Genomic DNA, 17,459 nt, shown 5'->3' with positions numbered 1-17,459 from the left:
GGGGCGAGGTATAGGCTGAATTGAAGGACAAGGTCGCCGGCCACGGCGCCAGGGGGAAACGCTACGATGGAACGTGACGAACAGGCCCTTTTCAACGATTTCCTGGAGCGCTGGCACAGGGTGGTGAACAGTCGCGACATGAGCGGGCTCGATGCCCTGCTGTCGCCGTCGCCCAGCCTGTCATCCCCGGCCTTCTGGGCGCCCAAGACCGACCGCGACTATGTCCGCACCGTGCTGGCGGCGGTGCTGACCGGGGTGGAGGATTTCCACTATACCGGCGAATGGATGGGCGGCGGCCGCATCCTCCTCGAATTCGAGGGCCATATCGGCGAGACGAAGCTGAAGGGCATCGACATCATCAGCCTCGACGATGACGGCAATCTCGATCACATCGAAGTGCTGATCCGGCCCATGAACGGCCTGATGGCGATCGCCGAACTGGTGAAGGCCAGCCTCGCCGCCCGCGCCGCCTGAAGTCCTGGCGCCGCGTCCGAAGGGTTGAACTCCAGTGCTCGTCGCCCCGGCGCAGGCCGGGGCCTTTGGACGAGAAAGGCGCCCTTGCCGGCGAAAGATACCGGCCTTCGCCGGTATGACGACAAAAGGAGTGATGCTTTCGTCATTCGGGAAACAGGCTTTCAGCGGGCGATATACCAGTCGCGGCGGTGGTTGAAGGCGACGAAGAGGTTCAGCGCCGCCGCCCCCACCATGGAGACGAGCACCGCCTTGCCGTCCAGCAGGAAGGCGGCCGTGCCGAACAGCACGGCGTCGAGGGCGAATTGCAGCCAGCCGGCGCGAAAGCCCGTCCGCTCCTGGACGTAATAGGCCAGGATGCCGATCCCTCCGCCCGATGCCCCGTGCCGGAACAGGCCGATCAGGCCGATGCCGATGCAGAAGCCGGCGACGATGGCGCCGCTGAACGGCTCGACATGCTCGTAGCGGAACAGATGGGGCGCGATCCCGGTCAGGGCCGAGATGGCGATGACGCAGCCGAGCGAGCGCAGGGTGAAGCCGAGACTGAGCCGCATGAAGGCGAGGATATAGAACGGCAGGTTCACGATCAGGAAGATCAGGCTGAAATCGAAGCCGGTCTCGTAGGAGATCAGGAAGGCGATGCCCGCCGCCTGGCCGGTGATGAGGCCCAGCGCCTTCAGCAGCGATATGCCGAAGGAGACCATGACGACGCCGAAGACAAGGCCCTGCAGATTGTCGAACAGGCTGTGGGTGACGGCGGGCGCCGCACCGTCCGGCAGGGTGGCTTGCTTTGGCGTGCTGGCTCCGCTCATGGCTCGATACTCGCGACTGCCCCGGATTCCTCGACGATAGTCCGGTTTCGTCACGGATGAAACGCGGTCAGAGCGGCCGGCCCTCGAGAAGACGGGGCAATTTGCCGACCGTGCCCCGGGCGTGATGCATGAAGAAGCGCTTCAGCCCCGGCATCCGCTCGACCGCGGCCAGGCCGAGGTCGCGTGCGAGGCGCACCGGAGCAAGGTCGGTCGAGAACAGGCGGTTCAGCCCGTCCATCACCGTGCCCATGACGACGGAGTCCAGCCGGCGCCAGCGCTCGTAACGGGCCAGCAATTCGCCATCGCCGGGATCGAGGCCGATGCGCATGCCCTCGGCCAGCACTTCGGCGAGGGCGGCGACATCGCGAAGGCCAAGGTTGAGGCCCTGCCCCGCGATCGGGTGCAGGCCGTGGGCGGCATCGCCGACCAGCACCAGCCGTGTGTCGGCGAAATGCGCGGCGATGTGGAAGGCGAGCGGATAGGAAAAGCGCGGCCCGACCGAGCGGACATCGCCGAAATGATCGCCGAAGCGGCGGCGCAATTCGGCGTCGAAGCCCTGTTTGTCCATCTGCATCATGAGGGGCGCGAGATCGCTGGCTTCCGTCCAGACCAGGGACGAGCGGTTGCCGGTCAGGGGCAGGATGGCGAAGGGGCCGGCGGGCAGGAAATGCTCGTGCGCCAGGCCAAGGTGCGGCCGCTCGTGTTCCACCGTGGTGACGATGCCGACCTGCGGATAGGCCCAGCCGATGCTGCGGATGCCCGCTTCCTCGCGCAGGGGCGAGTTGCGGCCGTCGCAGGCGACGATCAGACGCGCGGCGATGGTACGACCATCGGCGAGAAAGGCGCGGGCACCGGCGGCATCGCGGCTGGTGCCGGTCACCCGGGCGGGAGCGATCGTGGTGATCGCCGGAATGCCGGCGATGGCCTGGTTGAGGACGTGGCGGGCATGGCGGTTCTCGACCATCAGGCCAAAGGGATCGCGGCCGATGTCGCCGGCATGGAAATGCAGCGAAAGCGGCGAGGCCCTTTCGCCCGGCCGCCCGTCCGAGACCTTGATGTCCAGGATCGGCTGGCCCGCGGCGGCGAGACCGTCGTAAAGGCCGAGAGCGCGGAACAACTGGCAGGAGGCATGGGCGATCGCGGTCGCCCGTCCGTCGAAGGTCGGCGCCAGTGTCTTCTCCGGCGCGACATCATCGACAAGGGCGACGGAGAGCCCGGCGCTGGCAAGAGCGATCGCCGTGGTGAGGCCGATGAGGCCGCCACCGACGACGAGCGCATCGGCGGAAAGATCGTTGGTTGGGGCGGGAGCGATCGGATCTTCGGTCATGGGCAGGATATTGCTCGCCTGCGCGGCCATGTCCAGCGTCGCCCCAAGAACATGCCACCTCAAAACATAACGCCCGGCCGACGGGGGGTCGGCCGGGCGCAGTCGCGTTTTGAGGCGCGGACGATACCGAGGGGGGGAAGGTATCGTCAGGGGCGGCGCCGGGCAGATTGGGGGGGATCCCGCCGCCGTCCTGTTGAAGTGAAGATGGGACCAAACCCCGCGGGATTCAACGCCAAGCCTCATGCATCGGCTGCACCCCAGCGATGCGGGTCCCCCCGGCGGCCGGTAACGGTTCCTGAACCTCTCACTCGTTGGCGGCGGCGGCCATGCGCTCCGACCGCTGACGCTCGACCATCGCCCGTTTCTGCACGAGAGAGGCCGCGATCACACCGATGGCGACGATGCTGATCATGATCGTCGACAGGGCGTTGATCTCGGGCTTAACCCCCAGTTTCACCGCCGAGAAGATCTTGACCGGCAGCGTGTCCCAGCCCGGGCCCGAGGTGAACGAGGTGATCACCACATTGTCGAGCGAGAGGGTGAAGGACAGCAGCCAGCCCGACACCAGGGCCGGCGCGATAATCGGCAGGGTGATCACGAAGAAGGTCTTGAACGGCGTCGCCCCCAGGTCCTGCGCCGCCTCCTCGATCGAGCGATCGAAGGAGACGAGGCGGGACTGAACGACGACCGCGACATAGGACATGCAGAAGGAAGTATGGGCGAGGATCATCGTGCCGAGGCCCCGGCCCCAGTCGACGGCGACGAAGAGCAGGAGAAGCGACAGGCCCGTGATCACCTCGGGCATGACCAGCGGCGCGTAGATCATGCCCGAGAACAGGGTGCGCCCGCGGAAACTGGTGAAACGGGCCATGACGAAGCCCGCGATCGTGCCGAGGATCACCGACAGGGTGGAGGTGCAGGCGGCAAGGATCAGCGAGACCCAGGCCGCCCCCAGCAGATCCTCGTTCTGGAACAATTCGCCATACCATTTCAGCGAAAAGCCGCCCCAGACATTCACCAGCCGGCTCTCGTTGAAGGAGAAGAAGACGAGGATGAGGATCGGGATGTAGAGGAAGGCGAAACCGAAGGTCAGCGCCGCCAGATTGATCTTGGTCAGGCCCTTGGTCATTGGCCGGCCTCCTGCAGGCGCGCCTGCTGACGCTGGAACAGCACGATCGGTATGATGAGGATCGCGAGCAGGATGACGGAGACCGCCGCCGCCAGCGGCCAGTTGCGTTCGCTGGCGAAATCGGTGAACAGCTTGCGGCCGATCACGCGGACATTGTCGCCGACCATCAACTCGGGGATGACATATTCGCCGACCGCCGGAATGAAGACGAGGAAACAGCCGGCGATGATGCCGGGGATCGCCAGCGGCACTGTCACCACCCAGAAGGCCTTGATCGGCCGGCAGCCGAGGTCGGCAGCCGCCTCGAGCAGCGACATGTCCATCCGCTCGAGATTGGCATAGAGCGGCAGGATCATGAACGGCAGGTAGGAATAGACGATGCCGATATACATCGCCCATTCGGTCGACAGGATGCGCAGCGGATCGTCCGGCGAGATGACGCCGATCGCGATCAGGAAGGTGTTCAGCAACCCGCCCTCGGTCTTCAGGATCACGATCCAGGCATAGACACGGATCAGGAACGAGGTCCAGAACGGCAGGATCACCAGCATCAGCAGGGTCGGCCGGATGCTCTCGTCCGCCCTCGCCATGGCATAGGCCATGGGAAAGCCGATGATGAGGCAGAGCAGGGTCGAGATCGCCGCGATCTTGGCCGAGTTCAGATAGGCCCGGACATAGGTATCCTCGGACAGGATGATCCAGTAGTTGCCGAGGTTCAGCTTGATGTTGACGAAATATTCGAAGCCGTCATCGACCATCTCGATGAGATCGGTATAGGGCGGTATCGCCAGCGCCGTCTCGGCGAAGCTGATCTTGAGGACGATCAGGAAGGGGATCAGGAAGAAGGCCAGCAGGAAGCCATAGGGAATGGCGATGACCATGCCCCGGCCGGAAAAGCGCGTCGCCACCCACAGGATATAGGGCGCGGCCCAGGCCAGCTTGCCGCGATGCAGGCGGAAGTGCAGCCATTCCGCGAAGCCGCCCGCGTCATGGCTGATGAGGGCGGCGGAGGGCCGATCGTCGGTATCGTCGCCCGCGCTCATGACACCAGCACCACCGCGCTGTCCGGCGCCCAGGTCAGAAAGACTTCGTCGTTCCAGGTGATCGGCCGGTCGCGCAGGCGGGTCCGGTTGGCGACCGCCGCCGTGACCTTCAGGCCGCTTTCCAGCTTCACATGATAGATCGTCAGATTGCCGAGGTAGCCGATATCCCAGACCGTGCCCTTGATGCAGTTGTAGGCGGGATCGTCGGGCGCGATCAGGCCGACATCGATCTTCTCGGGCCGGACGGCGACCCAGACGGTGGCGCCCGCCGCCGCCGAGGTGCCGCGATCGACATAGATGTTCGTGCCCGCGTCGGCCGAGGTGATGATGACATGATCGGGCGCGACATCGGCGAGGCGGCCCTCGAACATGTTCACGTCGCCGATGAATTCGGCGACATAGCGGCTGTTCGGATATTCGTAGATCTCGGTCGGGGTCGCGACCTGGGCGATGCGGCCGTGATTCATCACCGCGATGCGGGACGAGACGGTCATCGCCTCCTCCTGGTCGTGGGTGACGATGACGAAGGTGATGCCGACCTGTTCCTGGATGTTCATCAGCTCGAACTGGGTCTGTTCGCGCAGCTTCTTGTCGAGAGCGCCGAGGGGCTCGTCGAGCAGCAGCATCTTCGGTTTCTTGACGAGCGAGCGGGCGAGGGCGACGCGCTGGCGCTGCCCGCCCGAGAGCTGGTGCGGCTTGCGCTTGCCGAATTTGGTCAGCTGGACGAGGGTCAGCATTTCCTCGACCCGGCGGTTGCGTTCCTCCTTGGGCACGCCGTCCTGGCGGAGGCCGAAGGCGATGTTATCCTCGACCGTCATGTGCGGAAACAGAGCGTAGGACTGGAACATCATGTTCACCGGCCGCTCGTAGGGCGGCACGGTCGACATGTCGACGCCGTCAAGCTCGATCCGGCCCGATGTCGGACGCTCGAAGCCCGCCAACATGCGCAGCAGGGTGGTCTTGCCGCAGCCCGACGGACCGAGCAGCGAGAAGAACTCCCGCTGGTAGATGTCGAGGTTCATGTTGTCGACGGCGACGAAGTCGCCGAACGTCTTGGTGACGTTCACGATACGGATATAGGGCTTCGCTTTCGGGTCGTTCCACGGCTCGAAAGGTACCCTGGCGGCGCTCGCCGTGTTCATGCCCCAAACCCCCCACGCCCGATCTTCCGGGTCAAAGCAGACGAAACGAAAGAGGCCGGCGTCAGGTCCTGGCGCCGGCCCCGATATCAGGCGATCACTCGCCCAGTTTGATGGTTTCCCAGATCTTGTTGAGGATCCGCTGCTCCTTCTGGGAGTAGGCGGTGATGAGGAAGAGGGTCTTCATCGTTTCCGGCGTCGGATAGATGCCGGGGTTCGAGGTGACGGCGGCATCCATCAGCGGCTTCGCGGCGGCATTGCCGTTGGCATATTGGGTGGCGGCCGAATTCCGGGCGATCACCTCGGGCTTCATCATGTAGTCGATGAAGGCATGGGCGGCCTCGGGGTGCGGCGCATCGGCGAGGATCGCCATCGAGTCGAACCACAGCTGGGCGCCTTCCTTCGGCACCGAGAAGGCAACCTCGACACCCGACTTGGCGGCATCGGCGGCGGTCTTGGCCTGGAAGACGTCACCGTTCCAGGCGATGGCGAGACAGATGTCGCCGGTCGCCAGCTTGTCGATCATCGACGAGCCTTCGAAACGGGTGATGAAGGGACGGATCTTCTCGAGGATGGGCAGGGCTTTCTTCAGCACCACCGGGTCCTTGGAATTGGGGTCCTCGCCGATCGAGCGCAGCACGGCGGGGATCACTTCGTCGGGTGCGTTCAGGATGGCGATGCCGCAATCCTTGAACTTTGAGGCAACTGCGGGATCGAAGACGATCTTCCAGGAATCGACCGGGGCGTCCGGCATGATTTCCTTGATCTTCTTCACATTGTAGCCGATGCCGGTGATGCCCCACATGTAGTCGATGGCGTGTTCGTTGCCGGGATCGAACAGCGCCAGCTTCTCGGTGATGGCGGGGTCCATGTTGCCGAGGTTCGGCAGCTTGGCCTTGTCGAGCTTCTGATAGGCGCCGGCCTTGATCTGGCGCTCGAGGAAGGCGCCCGAGGGGAAGACCACGTCATAGCCCGACTTGCCGGCCAGGATCTTGGCCTCCAGCGTGTCGTTCGAATCGAAGGTGGAATAGACGACCTTGATGCCGGTTTCTTTTTCGAATTCGGCCAGGGTGGCGTCGTCGATATATTCTTCCCAGTTGTAGACGTTGACGACCTTTTCCTCGGCCTTCGCGATACCCGCGAAGGCGACGGCGGCCGTCAGCGTCGAGAGCAGACAGGACTTGAGCGAGAATGGCATCGATCGACCTCCGTTTATCACGTCCCCCGCTGGGGACGCCCGAGCGCAAGTCTTCCCGATCGCGCTCTGCAGCGATTAGAACCGCGATGGGCAGGAATGGTCAACATGCCCGCGGCGTCGAATTGGATCGGCGGGGCAACTCGATGCCCGACCGACCGACAGACGACGGGTTCAGACGCGGCTGATCACGCGCTCGCGGCGCAGCATCGGGAAGGCTCCGCCGTTGTCGCGGGCGAGGGCGAGGGTCCATTTCACGCCGGGCGCCATGCGGGCGGCGGTCTCGATCTGACTCTGCCACCATTTCGCGCTCTGGTGCGTCAGATGGGCCGAGTCGGCTGCGGCGAGGTTCGCGATGCCGCGGCAGTTGACCGAGATGAATAGGCTCTTCCGCGCGGCCTTGAACAGGGCCGCCAGCACCCAGGGGATGTCGTCTTCAGGATAGCGCTCCAGAAGATCGACCGCGGCGACGACATCGGCCGGAGCGATGGCATCGAATGTCGCGGGTATCGCCACCGAACCGCCGCCGGCGAGACGGCGTATTCGCGCCTGTACGGCCGGCGCTGGCGGCCGCGCGGGCGAAGGCCCGCCCCGTTGCCGGAGCGCGAGGAAATCGGGGCTGGGAGTCGCGGCGCTGAAGATGGTGTAGCCTGCCGCGTCGGCCTCGGCCTCCAGCGCATGCCAGAAGTGGCCTTCTGTATTGTGCTGGTACTTGAACAACTCGGGGAAAGGATGCCAGGGCTGCTTGTAAAGTGTCGTGTAGTGCAGGAGCCTGGACTGGCCCGGGGTGAACTCGAAATCCCGTGCATTCCAGTCACCCGCCATCGATCCCCACAGCCCGGCTCCGGCCGCGAGTTTCTGGAAATGGACACTGCTGTGAACGCGATGGGCTTCGTCTTCGTGCCAGACGCTGGCGAGTCGTTCGCAGTCGATCAGCATCACCGAGCTTTCCTCGTCGCTGATCGCGAGGGCGGCGGCCCCCTTCATGTCGAGGTCGAACAATTCGGCGGGGTCGGCGAAATAGATCTGGTCGACGTCATTGTAGATCGCCCGCCCCGCCCGGCCGGCGAGATCGGGAATGGCGTAGCGGTAGCTGGTGAAGCCGGTCCACCAATTATTGCGATCGAAGCCGGTGAGATCCTTCATCAGGTGGATCTCGTAGGCCCGCGCCGGATCGCGATGCTTGAGGATCGAGAAGACCAGCACGCGCTCAGCCCGGTATTGTTCGGGCTCGGTGCCGACGAAGATGCGCACCGGCGGCTTGTCGCTGGGCGTGACGCCGACGACCGGCGGCAGGGAGACGAGGACCGGCCGCTCACGCCAGCCCTGGATCCGGTCCGGCTTCTTGCCGGTCAACCGGAAGCGCAGGGTGCGGTAACGGCGGGGACTGCGGAAGGAACTTTGGGCAACGGGGGCAGGGCTCATTTCTGCGGCTCTTTCCGGAAAGGCTTGCGGAGGCAGACCGAACTCTCCTTGAACATTATCTCGACGCCGGGAGTCGCCGCGACAAATTCATCGACGGCGCGGTGGCAGCCGGAATAGGAACGGTAGTCGTCGAAGATGATGACACCGCCGGGCGACAGTCTCGGCCAGATCCTGTCCATGCACAGGCGGACGGGATCATACCAGTCGCAATCGATATGGGCGAAGGCGATTGGCCCTTCCGGCCACAGCGTATCCTCGAACAGGCCTTTGACGAGGCGAATCCGGTCGCGTTCTGGATCGATGCCGAAGCGTGCCAGATTGGCGATCACGGTGTCTCGCAGGTCGCCGCGATAGCCGTAATAGGTGTCGCCGCCAAGGCCTTTCGACTGGCCTGACGCGATCTCGGCATAGCGTTCGTGGGCATCGCCGCCATCCTTTTCGCCGGGTGGCGGGATGGTGTCGAAGACGTCATAGAGGGTGAGCGGCGTTGCCGGATCCTTCAGCCGGCCGATCAGGGTGGCCGAGCCGCCGAGCGCGACCCCGGCTTCGAGCCAGGCGCCGGGCGTGGCGGTCGCTCGCACGAGGCAGGCCATCTCGGCGATACGCCGCAGCTTCGGGATGCCGACATAGGTGATGTTGGCGGCGCGGATCGCGCGGAGCAGCGTGCCTTCAGGGCCAAAGCGGGAACGCAGCCGCAGCCGCAGGCGAAGGAGCCGGTCAAGCAGCCGGGCGCTGGCGGTCATGCCGGAATTCCCTGTCGTTTCAAGCTGTCGGTGAAGGCTTGCATTGTGCCGAAATGCTGGCGCGCCTTGCTCCGCAGGCTTTCGAAATCGAAATCCATGTCGCGGTCGAGGGTGTCGGGCCGGCTCAGCGGGAAGCCGAGGAAATCGGCGAACCCGGTCGAGCGGCCGTCGACGGGCACGAGGAAACTGCGCCGGTTCTGGCTCAGCATGTGAAGATGGGCATGCAGACGGCTGCCGATGTGCAGATCCATGCCGCGATAGAATTCGATTCCCGCAGCCGCTGTGCCCGGAAGCACGATCTCGAAGCCGAGCCGGCGTGCCGCCCGCAGCAGGCGGGGACGGGGATGGCCCAGATGGCGCAGGCCAGGCAGGACATCGACCAGCCTGTGCAGCGGCTTAGGCTGGCCCATCGGCTGATGCAGGACGAGAAAGCGTCTGGCGCTCGGGAAGCGGCGGGCGACGAAGTCCAGCACCCGGGTCTCTCGGGTGAGAAAATCGCCCTGGTCGGTGATCGTCACCGCGATCCGATCTTCGCCCTCGTGAAACCTTATACCGTCGAGCAGGGGGCGGTCGTAGAGCACGGGACAACCGGTCATCAGGAAACGGCCGGCCAGGTCGGGGAGGAGACGTTCCAGCAGGGCGACCGTGCGTGGGCAGCGCCAGGACGAGAATTCGATCCGCTGGTGGATCAGGCGCAGGATCGCCTCGGTATTGGCGGAAAACCCCTGGTTGCGCTCGGCCCTGCCATAGAGGCCGACGCCGAAGGGCACCACCCGCAGGCTGCCCGCCGCCAGTTCTTCCGCCCGCAGTCCGGGCCAAATCGAATAATCGTCGGTCAACTGGTTCGCGCCGGCGATGACAAGCGCGCTGCTGCCCGCGATGACGGCGCGCGCCGCCGCCGAGGGGACTTCCCGTGTCGTGAAGCAATGGCCGGGGGCGAAGGCGCCGATCCGGCGTTCGATCGCATGCAGGATGAAGCCGTCGCCGATATTGACACCCTTCCGCATGCCGGGCGGGATGATGTAGGGCGTAAGGACCGAGGCTTTGTTGTCGCCGCTCATCGGCAGGCCCATACCATGGCCCTGGCCGCGTCATCGGTGCGGCGCTCGACAATCTTGAAGCCTGCGGCACGGATCATCGCCTCGACGTCGGCTGCTGGCAGCTGGCGCCGCCAGCCCATCTTGGCGCGCTTGCTGCGACTGAGCGGGCGCAGGTCGCTGACCGCGTGGCTGACGATCATGGTGCCCGCCAGCGGGCGCAGCCGGGCGAGCAGGGCGGCGGGGTCGCGCAGGCACTCGATCAGGCCGACGACGAGGACGAGGTCGATCATCCCGGGCGGCGCCGAGGTTTCGGGGTCGAGCGGGCGCACCGCCGGCAGCGACGGATGGGAATCGAAGGGTTGGTAATCGCAGTCGAGTCCGCGGCCGCGCAGATCGTCTCCGATCAGGGCATCGCCGCATTCGAGATCGGCGACCACCAGGCGTCCAGTCCCCCCGAGGCCCGCCGCCAGTTCGGCGACGGTGGGCGCCAGGCTGCGGCGCTGGGCTGCCGCATTGGCCTTGGCGCCGAAGCGCCGATTGGCCTTACGGTAGGCGCGACGATAGCGGCCAAGGGCGAAGGCGAGGGCGAAGGCGGCGGCAAGCCGCGCCGGCAGCGATGCGGCGCGTGGCGCGCCCGCGCTGAAATAGAGCGACCAGAAGGGTGCCATCATCACCTTGCGCGCCCCCTTGAAGTGCAGCACCGGCCGTCCTGCATAGCGATCCATGATGGCGATGGGCGTTTCCTCGGGCGAGAAATTCCAGATATCGCAGGAAACCCAGGCAATGCGGATGCCGTCGCGCACCACTTCGCCTTCCTCGGCCGTATTGTCGAGCGGCAGGTCGACCGCCTCGGCGAGGGCCATCTGATCGCCGAACCAGCCGGCACCGTCGCGGTGCGCGGCCTCGTAGCGGTCCAGCACGCGCCGCATGAAACGGCGGGCTGCCTCGGGTCGGCGATTGTTGAAGAAGATCGCGCCACCGTTGAACGGCTGCATCAATTCATCGCCGCGCCAGGTCAGGCAGACGTCGAAATCCCGCGCGAAGAGTGGCGCCAGCGAGCCGTTCAGCAGAATGTCGGCATCAAGGAAGGCGACGGGCCGGTCGAAGCGATCGCTTTCGAGAAAGCGGCATTGGGCGCGTGTGCGCTCCAGCATTAATTCGCTGAAATTCACCGGTCCGGAAAGGCGCGTGAAGGGCAGGGAAATCGCGCCGAGGTCCGTCTTGTCGTCGGTCATCACCGAAAGACGGGCATCCGCGTCGAACAGTCGGACCGAGCGGAACAGGAGATCGGTCATTTCCGCCCCGCCTGGCCCGGGGATGCGTCCCATGGCGGCGGCCGGACGATCGGCGTGGAATACGGAAACTTCGTAGGACATCAGGAACATCGGCCCCGGGACGATCATGGCGCGTCTTCTAGCACAGGCCGGTGGCTTCTACAAAAGGACCGTCAGGACAGGAGCCCTGCCGCCCGGATCTCTTCGAGGAAATCGACCGACCAGCAATGCTGCGCCGGCATGATCCCCTGGGCGGCGAACCGGGGCGGCGTCTCCGGGGTCAGGTCGACAAGGGCGATGCGGCGCATTTTGGTCTGCTGCAAAAGAAAGCTGGCGATCCTCGGCGACCAGGGCACCTGGGTGCCCAGCAGGACGAAGACCGGCTTCCCGGTGTTGATCGCGTCCGAGACCATGGAGACGCTTTCGGCGGTGGTGATCACCGTGTCGGCGTCGACGATCTCCTGGACATAGCGATCCTTTGCCGCAGGCTCGCCGAAGACGAGAAGGCGCACCGGCATATCCGCCAGCCGCCGTCGCAGGCCCTCCACCACGCGCGCGGCGGTCCGGGGCGCGGTCAGCACCGTGATGTTCAGGGCCGGGTCCTCGGCGCCACGGGCGACCAATTCGCCGAGGTCGCGCCAATAGGCATCCTCGTAACGGATTTCGTCGCTGTCGCCACCGAGGAGGAACAGGATGCGGCGTCGCCCGTCTCCGGGGCTGGCGTTCGGCAGACCGGCCCGCAGCAGCCTTGTGGAGGCGATGGGCAGGCCGATCTCGTCCGGCCTGACGATATGGCCCTGATGGGCGACCACGGCGGCGAAAAGCGCGCGGTCCATCCGCTTCGGCGTGCCGAGATGGACCGCCGGCACGCGCCACAGGGCGGCGATGAAGGCGCCCACCGCCTCGCCCCGGCCGAGGGTGGAGACGACGGCGGCGACGCGCATTGCCGGCGGCGCGTCGCCGGTGAACAGCAGCGGCCACAGGCGGCGGCCGAGGCTTGGCGTGGCCGGACAGCGGCGGCGCCAGCGCAGCCAGGGATTGAGCAGAAGGGTGAGGGCGGCGAGGCGCAGATGGCCCCGGACCATGACGATCTCGCCGCCGCAGGTCCCAGCCAGCGCCGAGGCGAGGCCGATCGCATTATCGCGATCCCCGGCCTTGTAATGATCGACGACGAGAAACAGAGGCGCTTCCGCGGGAAAGGGCGACGGCCCGCCGGTAGCCCCGCCGCTTGCCCCACGGGTTGCATTGATCAGGGAAGGCATTCAATGTCCCGGCCGGCTCGCAAGGCGCCGGCTTGACAGGCTCGCCGAACTATCCTGAAAGTCGCCATTTCCAAAAGGGGCGGAAACCGCATGAGCAAGACAAACGAGAAGGACGGTCCGCAGGCTGTCCCGCCCTTGTCGTGCTATATTCGCACACTGAACGAAGAGCGCAATATCGAGGCCGTGGTGCGCGCCGCGCGCCGGGTCGTCGCCGAAGTCGTCGTGGTCGATTCGGGTTCGACCGACCGCACGGCGGCGCTGGCCGAGGCGGCGGGCGCCCGCGTCGTGGTCAATCCCTGGCCGGGCAACGGTTTCCAGAAACAGGTGGGCGAGGCCGCCTGCGCCAACGACTGGGTGCTGGACCTCGATGCCGACGAAGTGGTCTCGCCCGAACTCGCGGCCGAGATCGCGGCGCTCTTCGCCAAGGGCGAGCCGCCCCTCGGCGTCTATGAAATCGATCTGACCTGCGTGCCGCCGGTGGGCGAGCCCTGGTACGATTTCGACCATGCCTTCCGGCGCAAGCTCTACGACCGCCGCCGTTTCTCGATGCCGGGGCACAAGGTCTGGGACCAGCTCGAACTGCCGGCCGGCACCAAGGTCGGCCGCCTGCGCGCCACCCTGATGCATTACGCCTTCCGCGACATCGCCCATGTCGTCGCCAAGCTGAATGGCTACAGCACCATGGGGGCGCGGGACGGCAAGCGGAAGACCAAGGGCAAGCTGCTGTTCCGCATCTGGTGCGCGCTGCCGTTCTATTTCTTCAAGCATTATGTCCTGCGCGGCCTGTGCCGGGCCGGGACCTATGGCTTCATCATCGCCGCTTCCGCCGCCTATGGCCGCTGGCTGCGTGATGCCAAGATGTATGAGGCGATCCGGATCGAGGAGCGCAGGCTTCGCGAAGGCGGGCGCTGACGAGGCGTTTTCCAACTGCGTCATCCCGGCGAAGGCCGGGATCTCGCGCCGCCAAGGGCGTCTCACTCGTCGAAAGACCCCGGCCTTCGCCGGGGTGACGATAAGGGGGGCGGCTTCAGCGCTTCGCTTTCAGGGCGGCCTTGCCGGCCGCGTACATGTCTTCGATCAGGGCGGCGACGGCGGCGGGGGCGTAGTGGCTGGCGGCATAGGCCCGGCCTTGCCGCGCCCGGGCGAGGCGATCCGCGTCGTCCGCCATCAGAAGCCGCAGGGCGGCGGCGATCTCGTCCACCGTCGCGTCGTCGATATGAAGGGCGCCGGACGCTTCCGGCGCGACCTCGGGCAGGGCGCCGCCCTTCTTGCACACGATCAGCGCATCGCCGTTCATCATGCCCTCGACCGCGACCCGGGCGAAGGCTTCGGCATGGCGCGACGGAATCGCCAGGATCGCCGCCCGGCGCATCCAGTCCATCGTCTCCGGGAAGGGCCGGGGGCCGAGGAAGGCGATATTCGGATGGCTGGCGACCGCGGCCAGGAAGGCGCGCTGGTAATCGCTCGGATGGCTGCAGTCGGTGGTGCCGATCTGGAACGCGCCGATGGCGACCGCTTTCCAGTCCGGGAAATCGGGCAGCACGCGGGCCGCCGCCTCGGCGAAGGCGGTGGCGCCCTTGCCGCCGTTGATCCGGCCGACGAAGAGGGCGAGTTTCTCCTTGGCGGCGAAGATCGCCTCGTCGGTCTCGGCCGCCGCCGCGCAGTCGACGACATTGGGGATGCGGTGGACGAGCTCGCGCGGCACGGCCGGCGCCGCCTCGTAAAGGCGCTGCTCGATCCAGTCGCTGAGGGCGACGATGCCGGCGAGGCGGTGCAGGCTGCCGCCGATATTCTTGGGCGGCCGCAATTCCTTCATCGACATGGGATCGTTGTGCAGGAACAGGAACACCGGAATCTCCGGGAATTCCTTCTGCAGCATGACCGCCAGCAGGGGCCGGTTGTGGACCTGGATCACGTCGGGCTTGGCCGCGCGCAGGGCCCGGCGCACGCCCTCGAAATAGAACAGCGCCTCCCAGCCCATGACATAGGCGGCGGCGAGGCGCGTGGTGAAAAAGAAGGGCCGCACCGGTCGCAGCCGGGCGGCCTTCAGCGGGTCGGTGACGGCGGTGCCGAAGACGGTCGTCGTCGCCTTGGAGACCCCGGCGAGTTGATCGACGCAGAGGGCGATCGCCCCCGCCGTCGTCACGGAATAGCGTTCCTTGAAGGGAATCACATCGACGACATGCGGGGGGACATGCAAGGGCTCTCTCCCGGTCAGGCGGGGGGCAGGGCTTCCCCGACGAGGCGGGTGATCGCCTCGCCGAGGTCGATCACCGTCTGTTCGCCGCCATGCAGCTTGCGCAGCGCCACCTGACGGTTCTCCGCCTCGCGGCGACCGAGGACCAGCATATAGGGCGCCTTGGCCAGCGAATGCTCGCGGACCTTCAGGTTGATCTTCTCGTTGCGCAGGTCCGTCTCGACCCGGAGGCCCTTCTCCTTCAGGAGCTGGGCGACTTCGGCGGCGTAATCGTCGGCGTCCGAGGTGATGGTCGCGACCACGACCTGGGTCGGCGCCAGCCACAGCGGCAGGTGACCGGCGTAATGCTCGATCAGGATGCCGATGAAACGCTCGAGGCTGCCGAGGATCGCCCGGTGCAGCATGACGGGGCGCTGCCTCGAGCCGTCGGCGGCGATATAGCTGGCGTCGAGGCGCTGGGGCAGCAGGCTGTCGAGCTGATGGGTGCCGCACTGCCAGGTCCGGCCGATCGCGTCGCGCAGGTGGAATTCGATCTTCGGGCCATAGAAGGCGCCGTCGCCCACCGAGACCTCATAGGACAGGCCGGCGGCGGAAATCGCGGCGGCGAGATCGCCCTCGTTCTTGTCCCATTCCTCCTCGGTGCCGATGCGCTTTTCGGGGCGCGTCGCCAGGATCACCTTGAAGTCCGAGAAGCCGAGGTCGGCATAGACCGATTCCAGCAGTCGGCAGAACTTCTTCGTCTCCTCCACCACCTGATCGGCGGTGCAGAAGATATGGGCGTCGTCCTGCACGAACTGGCGCACGCGCATGATGCCATGCAGCGCGCCCGAGGGCTCGTTGCGATGGCAGCAGCCGAATTCCGCCATGCGGATCGGCAGGTCGCGGTAGGAAACGAGGCCCTGCTTGAAGATCTGGACATGGCCGGGACAGTTCATCGGCTTCACGCCGAACATGCGCTTGCCGTCGTCGACCGGCACTTTCAGCATGTTGTCGCCATACATCTCCCAGTGGCCCGAGGCGATGTAGAGCGAACTGTCGACCAGTTGGGGCGTCCGCACTTCCTCGTAGCCATCCGCCTCGATCTTGCGGCGGATGTAGTTCTCGAGCACGCGGTACAGCGTCCAGCCCTTGGTGTGCCAGAAGATGGAGCCGGCGGCCTCTTCCTGCAGATGGAACAGGTCCATCTCGCGGCCCAGCTTGCGGTGGTCGCGGCGCTCCGCTTCCTCAAGCCGGAAGAGATAGTCCTTCAGCTCCTTCTCGTCGCGCCAGGCGGTGCCATAGATGCGCTGGAGCATGGCGTTGCGATGATCGCCGCGCCAATAGGCGCCGGCGACCTTCATCAGCTTGAAGCCATGGCCGAGCTTGCCCGTCGCGGGCAGGTGGGGGCCGCGGCACAGGTCGATGAAATCGCCCTGGCGGTAGAGGCTGATTTTCTCGCCCGCCGGAATGTCGCGGATGATCTCGGCCTTGTAGATCTCGCCCTTGTTCAGGAAGAAATCGGCGGCTTCGTCGCGGTCCCAGACTTCGCGCGCGATCGTCTCGTTGCGGTCGACGATCTCGTGCATCCGCTTCTCGATCACCTCGAGGTCGGCGGTGGTGAAGGGCTCGTCCCGCGCGAAATCGTAGTAGAAGCCGTTCTCGATCGACGGGCCGATGGTGACCTGGGTGCCGGGGAACAGCTCCTGCACCGCCTCGGCCATGATATGCGCGCAGTCGTGGCGCAGCAGGTCGAGCGCATCGTCGGACTTGCGGGTGACGATGTCGACCCGGGCGTCCCGTTCGATCACATGGGCGAGGTCGACCAGAAGGCCGTCCACCCGCATGGCGAGGGCGGCCTTGGCGAGACCGGGACCGATGTCGGCGGCAAGGGTAGTGCCACTGACCGGCCCCGGATAGGAGCGCAGGCTGCCGTCCGGCAGGGTCAGCGATACCGACATGATAGTGGTCTCCGATCCGAAGGTTGGGCCGGCAACTTCGACGGATGCAGGCCGACTGTCAAGGCGCAGCCTGTCGCCCCGGTCCTGTCGCTTGCTCATGGCAGGGCGGAGCGCCGCCCTCAGGGCGTGGCGGCCAGCAGATAACCGCCGTCCTCGGCGCGGATGAGCGAGGCGCCGCCGGCCACCGCCTGGGCGAGCTTGCGGCGCAGGCGGTAGACATGGGTCTCGATCGTATGGGTCGCGATGGCCGCGCCATAGCCCCAGACTTCGGCCAGCAGGATATCCCGGGGCACCACGCGGCCGATGGCGGCGGCGAGGCGGGTCAGGATCTGGGTTTCCTTGTCGGTCAGGCGCACGGTCTCGCCCCCGGCGCCGACGAGGGTGCGGGACGAGGCGAAAAGCCGGCACGGCCCGATGTGCAGCGCCCCGGCCCCGGCGGCGAGGCCGGCGCGCACGCCATCGATC

At 66.1% G+C, this 17,459-nt stretch carries 16 protein-coding genes; 2 read left to right on the top strand and 14 right to left on the bottom strand.

The genetic code is table 11. The features are described 5' to 3' along the window. The first annotated feature begins 66 nt into the window (after positions 1–66). A complete protein-coding gene (locus tag WAZ62_RS00260; protein WP_422641524.1) occupies positions 67–474 on the top strand; it encodes a hypothetical protein in 408 nt (135 codons plus the stop codon). 161 nt (positions 475–635) lie between these two features. Here the strand turns inward: WAZ62_RS00260 and WAZ62_RS00255 are convergent, their stop codons facing one another. From WAZ62_RS00255 to WAZ62_RS00205, 11 genes are all read right to left on the bottom strand, one after another. Next, positions 636–1,283: a YitT family protein gene (locus WAZ62_RS00255; protein ID WP_422641523.1), complete on the bottom strand. Its 648-nt coding sequence runs from the start codon at positions 1,281–1,283 to the stop codon at positions 636–638. 67 nt (positions 1,284–1,350) lie between these two features. Continuing rightward, the gene (locus tag WAZ62_RS00250) at positions 1,351–2,640 is read right to left on the bottom strand and encodes a UbiH/UbiF/VisC/COQ6 family ubiquinone biosynthesis hydroxylase (RefSeq protein ID WP_422641522.1); all 1,290 of its coding nucleotides are present in this window, start codon (positions 2,638–2,640) and stop codon (positions 1,351–1,353) included. Positions 2,641–2,914: 274 nt separating this feature from the next. Beyond that, complete coding sequence (locus tag WAZ62_RS00245; protein ID WP_422641521.1) at positions 2,915–3,739, bottom strand: ABC transporter permease; 825 nt, start codon at positions 3,737–3,739, stop codon at positions 2,915–2,917. Beyond that, a complete protein-coding gene (locus WAZ62_RS00240) occupies positions 3,736–4,782 on the bottom strand; it encodes an ABC transporter permease subunit (protein ID WP_422641520.1) in 1,047 nt (348 codons plus the stop codon). Before WAZ62_RS00240 ends, WAZ62_RS00245 begins: the two co-directional genes overlap by 4 nt. Next, a complete protein-coding gene (locus WAZ62_RS00235; protein WP_422641519.1) occupies positions 4,779–5,924 on the bottom strand; it encodes an ABC transporter ATP-binding protein in 1,146 nt (381 codons plus the stop codon). The genes WAZ62_RS00240 and WAZ62_RS00235 overlap by 4 nt, the downstream gene beginning before the upstream one ends. Positions 5,925–6,018: 94 nt before the next feature. Beyond that, entirely contained in the window at positions 6,019–7,119 is a 1,101-nt protein-coding gene (locus tag WAZ62_RS00230) for a polyamine ABC transporter substrate-binding protein (protein ID WP_422641518.1), read from the bottom strand. A 171-nt stretch (positions 7,120–7,290) separates the two neighbouring features. Next, positions 7,291–8,541, bottom strand: coding sequence for a hypothetical protein (locus tag WAZ62_RS00225; RefSeq protein ID WP_422641517.1), 1,251 nt, complete (start codon positions 8,539–8,541; stop codon positions 7,291–7,293). After that, entirely contained in the window at positions 8,538–9,284 is a 747-nt protein-coding gene (locus tag WAZ62_RS00220) for a TylF/MycF/NovP-related O-methyltransferase (protein WP_422641516.1), read from the bottom strand. Before WAZ62_RS00220 ends, WAZ62_RS00225 begins: the two co-directional genes overlap by 4 nt. Beyond that, positions 9,281–10,345, bottom strand: a complete 1,065-nt coding sequence (locus WAZ62_RS00215; RefSeq protein ID WP_422641515.1) for a hypothetical protein — start codon at positions 10,343–10,345, stop codon at positions 9,281–9,283. The genes WAZ62_RS00220 and WAZ62_RS00215 overlap by 4 nt, the downstream gene beginning before the upstream one ends. Beyond that, positions 10,342–11,727 (bottom strand): hypothetical protein, encoded by a 1,386-nt coding sequence (locus WAZ62_RS00210; RefSeq protein WP_422641514.1) that lies wholly within the window; start codon positions 11,725–11,727, stop codon positions 10,342–10,344. Before WAZ62_RS00210 ends, WAZ62_RS00215 begins: the two co-directional genes overlap by 4 nt. A 44-nt stretch (positions 11,728–11,771) precedes the next feature. Continuing rightward, a complete protein-coding gene (locus tag WAZ62_RS00205) occupies positions 11,772–12,860 on the bottom strand; it encodes an ELM1/GtrOC1 family putative glycosyltransferase (RefSeq protein WP_422641513.1) in 1,089 nt (362 codons plus the stop codon). 90 nt (positions 12,861–12,950) lie between these two features. On the opposite strand from WAZ62_RS00205, the gene WAZ62_RS00200 reads away from it, so the two are divergent. Next, the gene (locus WAZ62_RS00200) at positions 12,951–13,772 is read left to right on the top strand and encodes a glycosyltransferase family 2 protein (protein ID WP_422641512.1); all 822 of its coding nucleotides are present in this window, start codon (positions 12,951–12,953) and stop codon (positions 13,770–13,772) included. Positions 13,773–13,887: 115 nt separating this feature from the next. Here WAZ62_RS00200 and WAZ62_RS00195 read toward each other — a convergent pair whose 3' ends face one another. The 3 genes from WAZ62_RS00195 to WAZ62_RS00185 all read right to left on the bottom strand — a co-directional run. After that, positions 13,888–15,060 carry a glycosyltransferase family 4 protein gene (locus WAZ62_RS00195; RefSeq protein ID WP_422641511.1) on the bottom strand — a complete coding sequence of 391 codons (1,173 nt, stop codon included), beginning with the start codon at positions 15,058–15,060 and terminating at the stop codon, positions 13,888–13,890. Positions 15,061–15,074: 14 nt separating this feature from the next. After that, complete coding sequence (gene thrS / locus WAZ62_RS00190) at positions 15,075–16,994, bottom strand: threonine--tRNA ligase (RefSeq protein WP_422641510.1); 1,920 nt, start codon at positions 16,992–16,994, stop codon at positions 15,075–15,077. Positions 16,995–17,113: 119 nt separating this feature from the next. After that, positions 17,114–17,459: winged helix-turn-helix domain-containing protein (locus WAZ62_RS00185; protein WP_422641509.1), on the bottom strand; the 346-nt coding region annotated here is incomplete at its 5' end.

The sequence above is a fragment of the Zavarzinia sp. genome, from assembly GCF_049306435.1.
In the GTDB taxonomy this organism is placed as follows: domain Bacteria; phylum Pseudomonadota; class Alphaproteobacteria; order Zavarziniales; family Zavarziniaceae; genus Zavarzinia.
The sequence above is the reverse complement of the archived record's forward strand: the minus strand, read 5'-3'. Positions and strand labels throughout refer to the sequence as shown.

Bases quoted from the DNA above. Each gene is read 5' to 3' on its own strand.
- WAZ62_RS00260 (WP_422641524.1), top strand. From the start codon at position 67: ATGGAACGTGACGAACAGGCCCTTTTCAACGATTTCCTGGAGCGCTGG.
- WAZ62_RS00255 (WP_422641523.1), bottom strand. From the start codon at position 1,283: ATGAGCGGAGCCAGCACGCCAAAGCAAGCCACCCTGCCGGACGGTGCG.
- WAZ62_RS00250 (WP_422641522.1), bottom strand. From the start codon at position 2,640: ATGGCCGCGCAGGCGAGCAATATCCTGCCCATGACCGAAGATCCGATC.
- WAZ62_RS00245 (WP_422641521.1), bottom strand. From the start codon at position 3,739: ATGACCAAGGGCCTGACCAAGATCAATCTGGCGGCGCTGACCTTCGGT.
- WAZ62_RS00240 (WP_422641520.1), bottom strand. From the start codon at position 4,782: ATGAGCGCGGGCGACGATACCGACGATCGGCCCTCCGCCGCCCTCATC.
- WAZ62_RS00235 (WP_422641519.1), bottom strand. From the start codon at position 5,924: ATGAACACGGCGAGCGCCGCCAGGGTACCTTTCGAGCCGTGGAACGAC.
- WAZ62_RS00230 (WP_422641518.1), bottom strand. From the start codon at position 7,119: ATGCCATTCTCGCTCAAGTCCTGTCTGCTCTCGACGCTGACGGCCGCC.
- WAZ62_RS00225 (WP_422641517.1), bottom strand. From the start codon at position 8,541: ATGAGCCCTGCCCCCGTTGCCCAAAGTTCCTTCCGCAGTCCCCGCCGT.
- WAZ62_RS00220 (WP_422641516.1), bottom strand. From the start codon at position 9,284: ATGACCGCCAGCGCCCGGCTGCTTGACCGGCTCCTTCGCCTGCGGCTG.
- WAZ62_RS00215 (WP_422641515.1), bottom strand. From the start codon at position 10,345: ATGAGCGGCGACAACAAAGCCTCGGTCCTTACGCCCTACATCATCCCG.
- WAZ62_RS00210 (WP_422641514.1), bottom strand. From the start codon at position 11,727: ATGATCGTCCCGGGGCCGATGTTCCTGATGTCCTACGAAGTTTCCGTA.
- WAZ62_RS00205 (WP_422641513.1), bottom strand. From the start codon at position 12,860: ATGCCTTCCCTGATCAATGCAACCCGTGGGGCAAGCGGCGGGGCTACC.
- WAZ62_RS00200 (WP_422641512.1), top strand. From the start codon at position 12,951: ATGAGCAAGACAAACGAGAAGGACGGTCCGCAGGCTGTCCCGCCCTTG.
- thrS (WP_422641510.1), bottom strand. From the start codon at position 16,994: ATGTCGGTATCGCTGACCCTGCCGGACGGCAGCCTGCGCTCCTATCCG.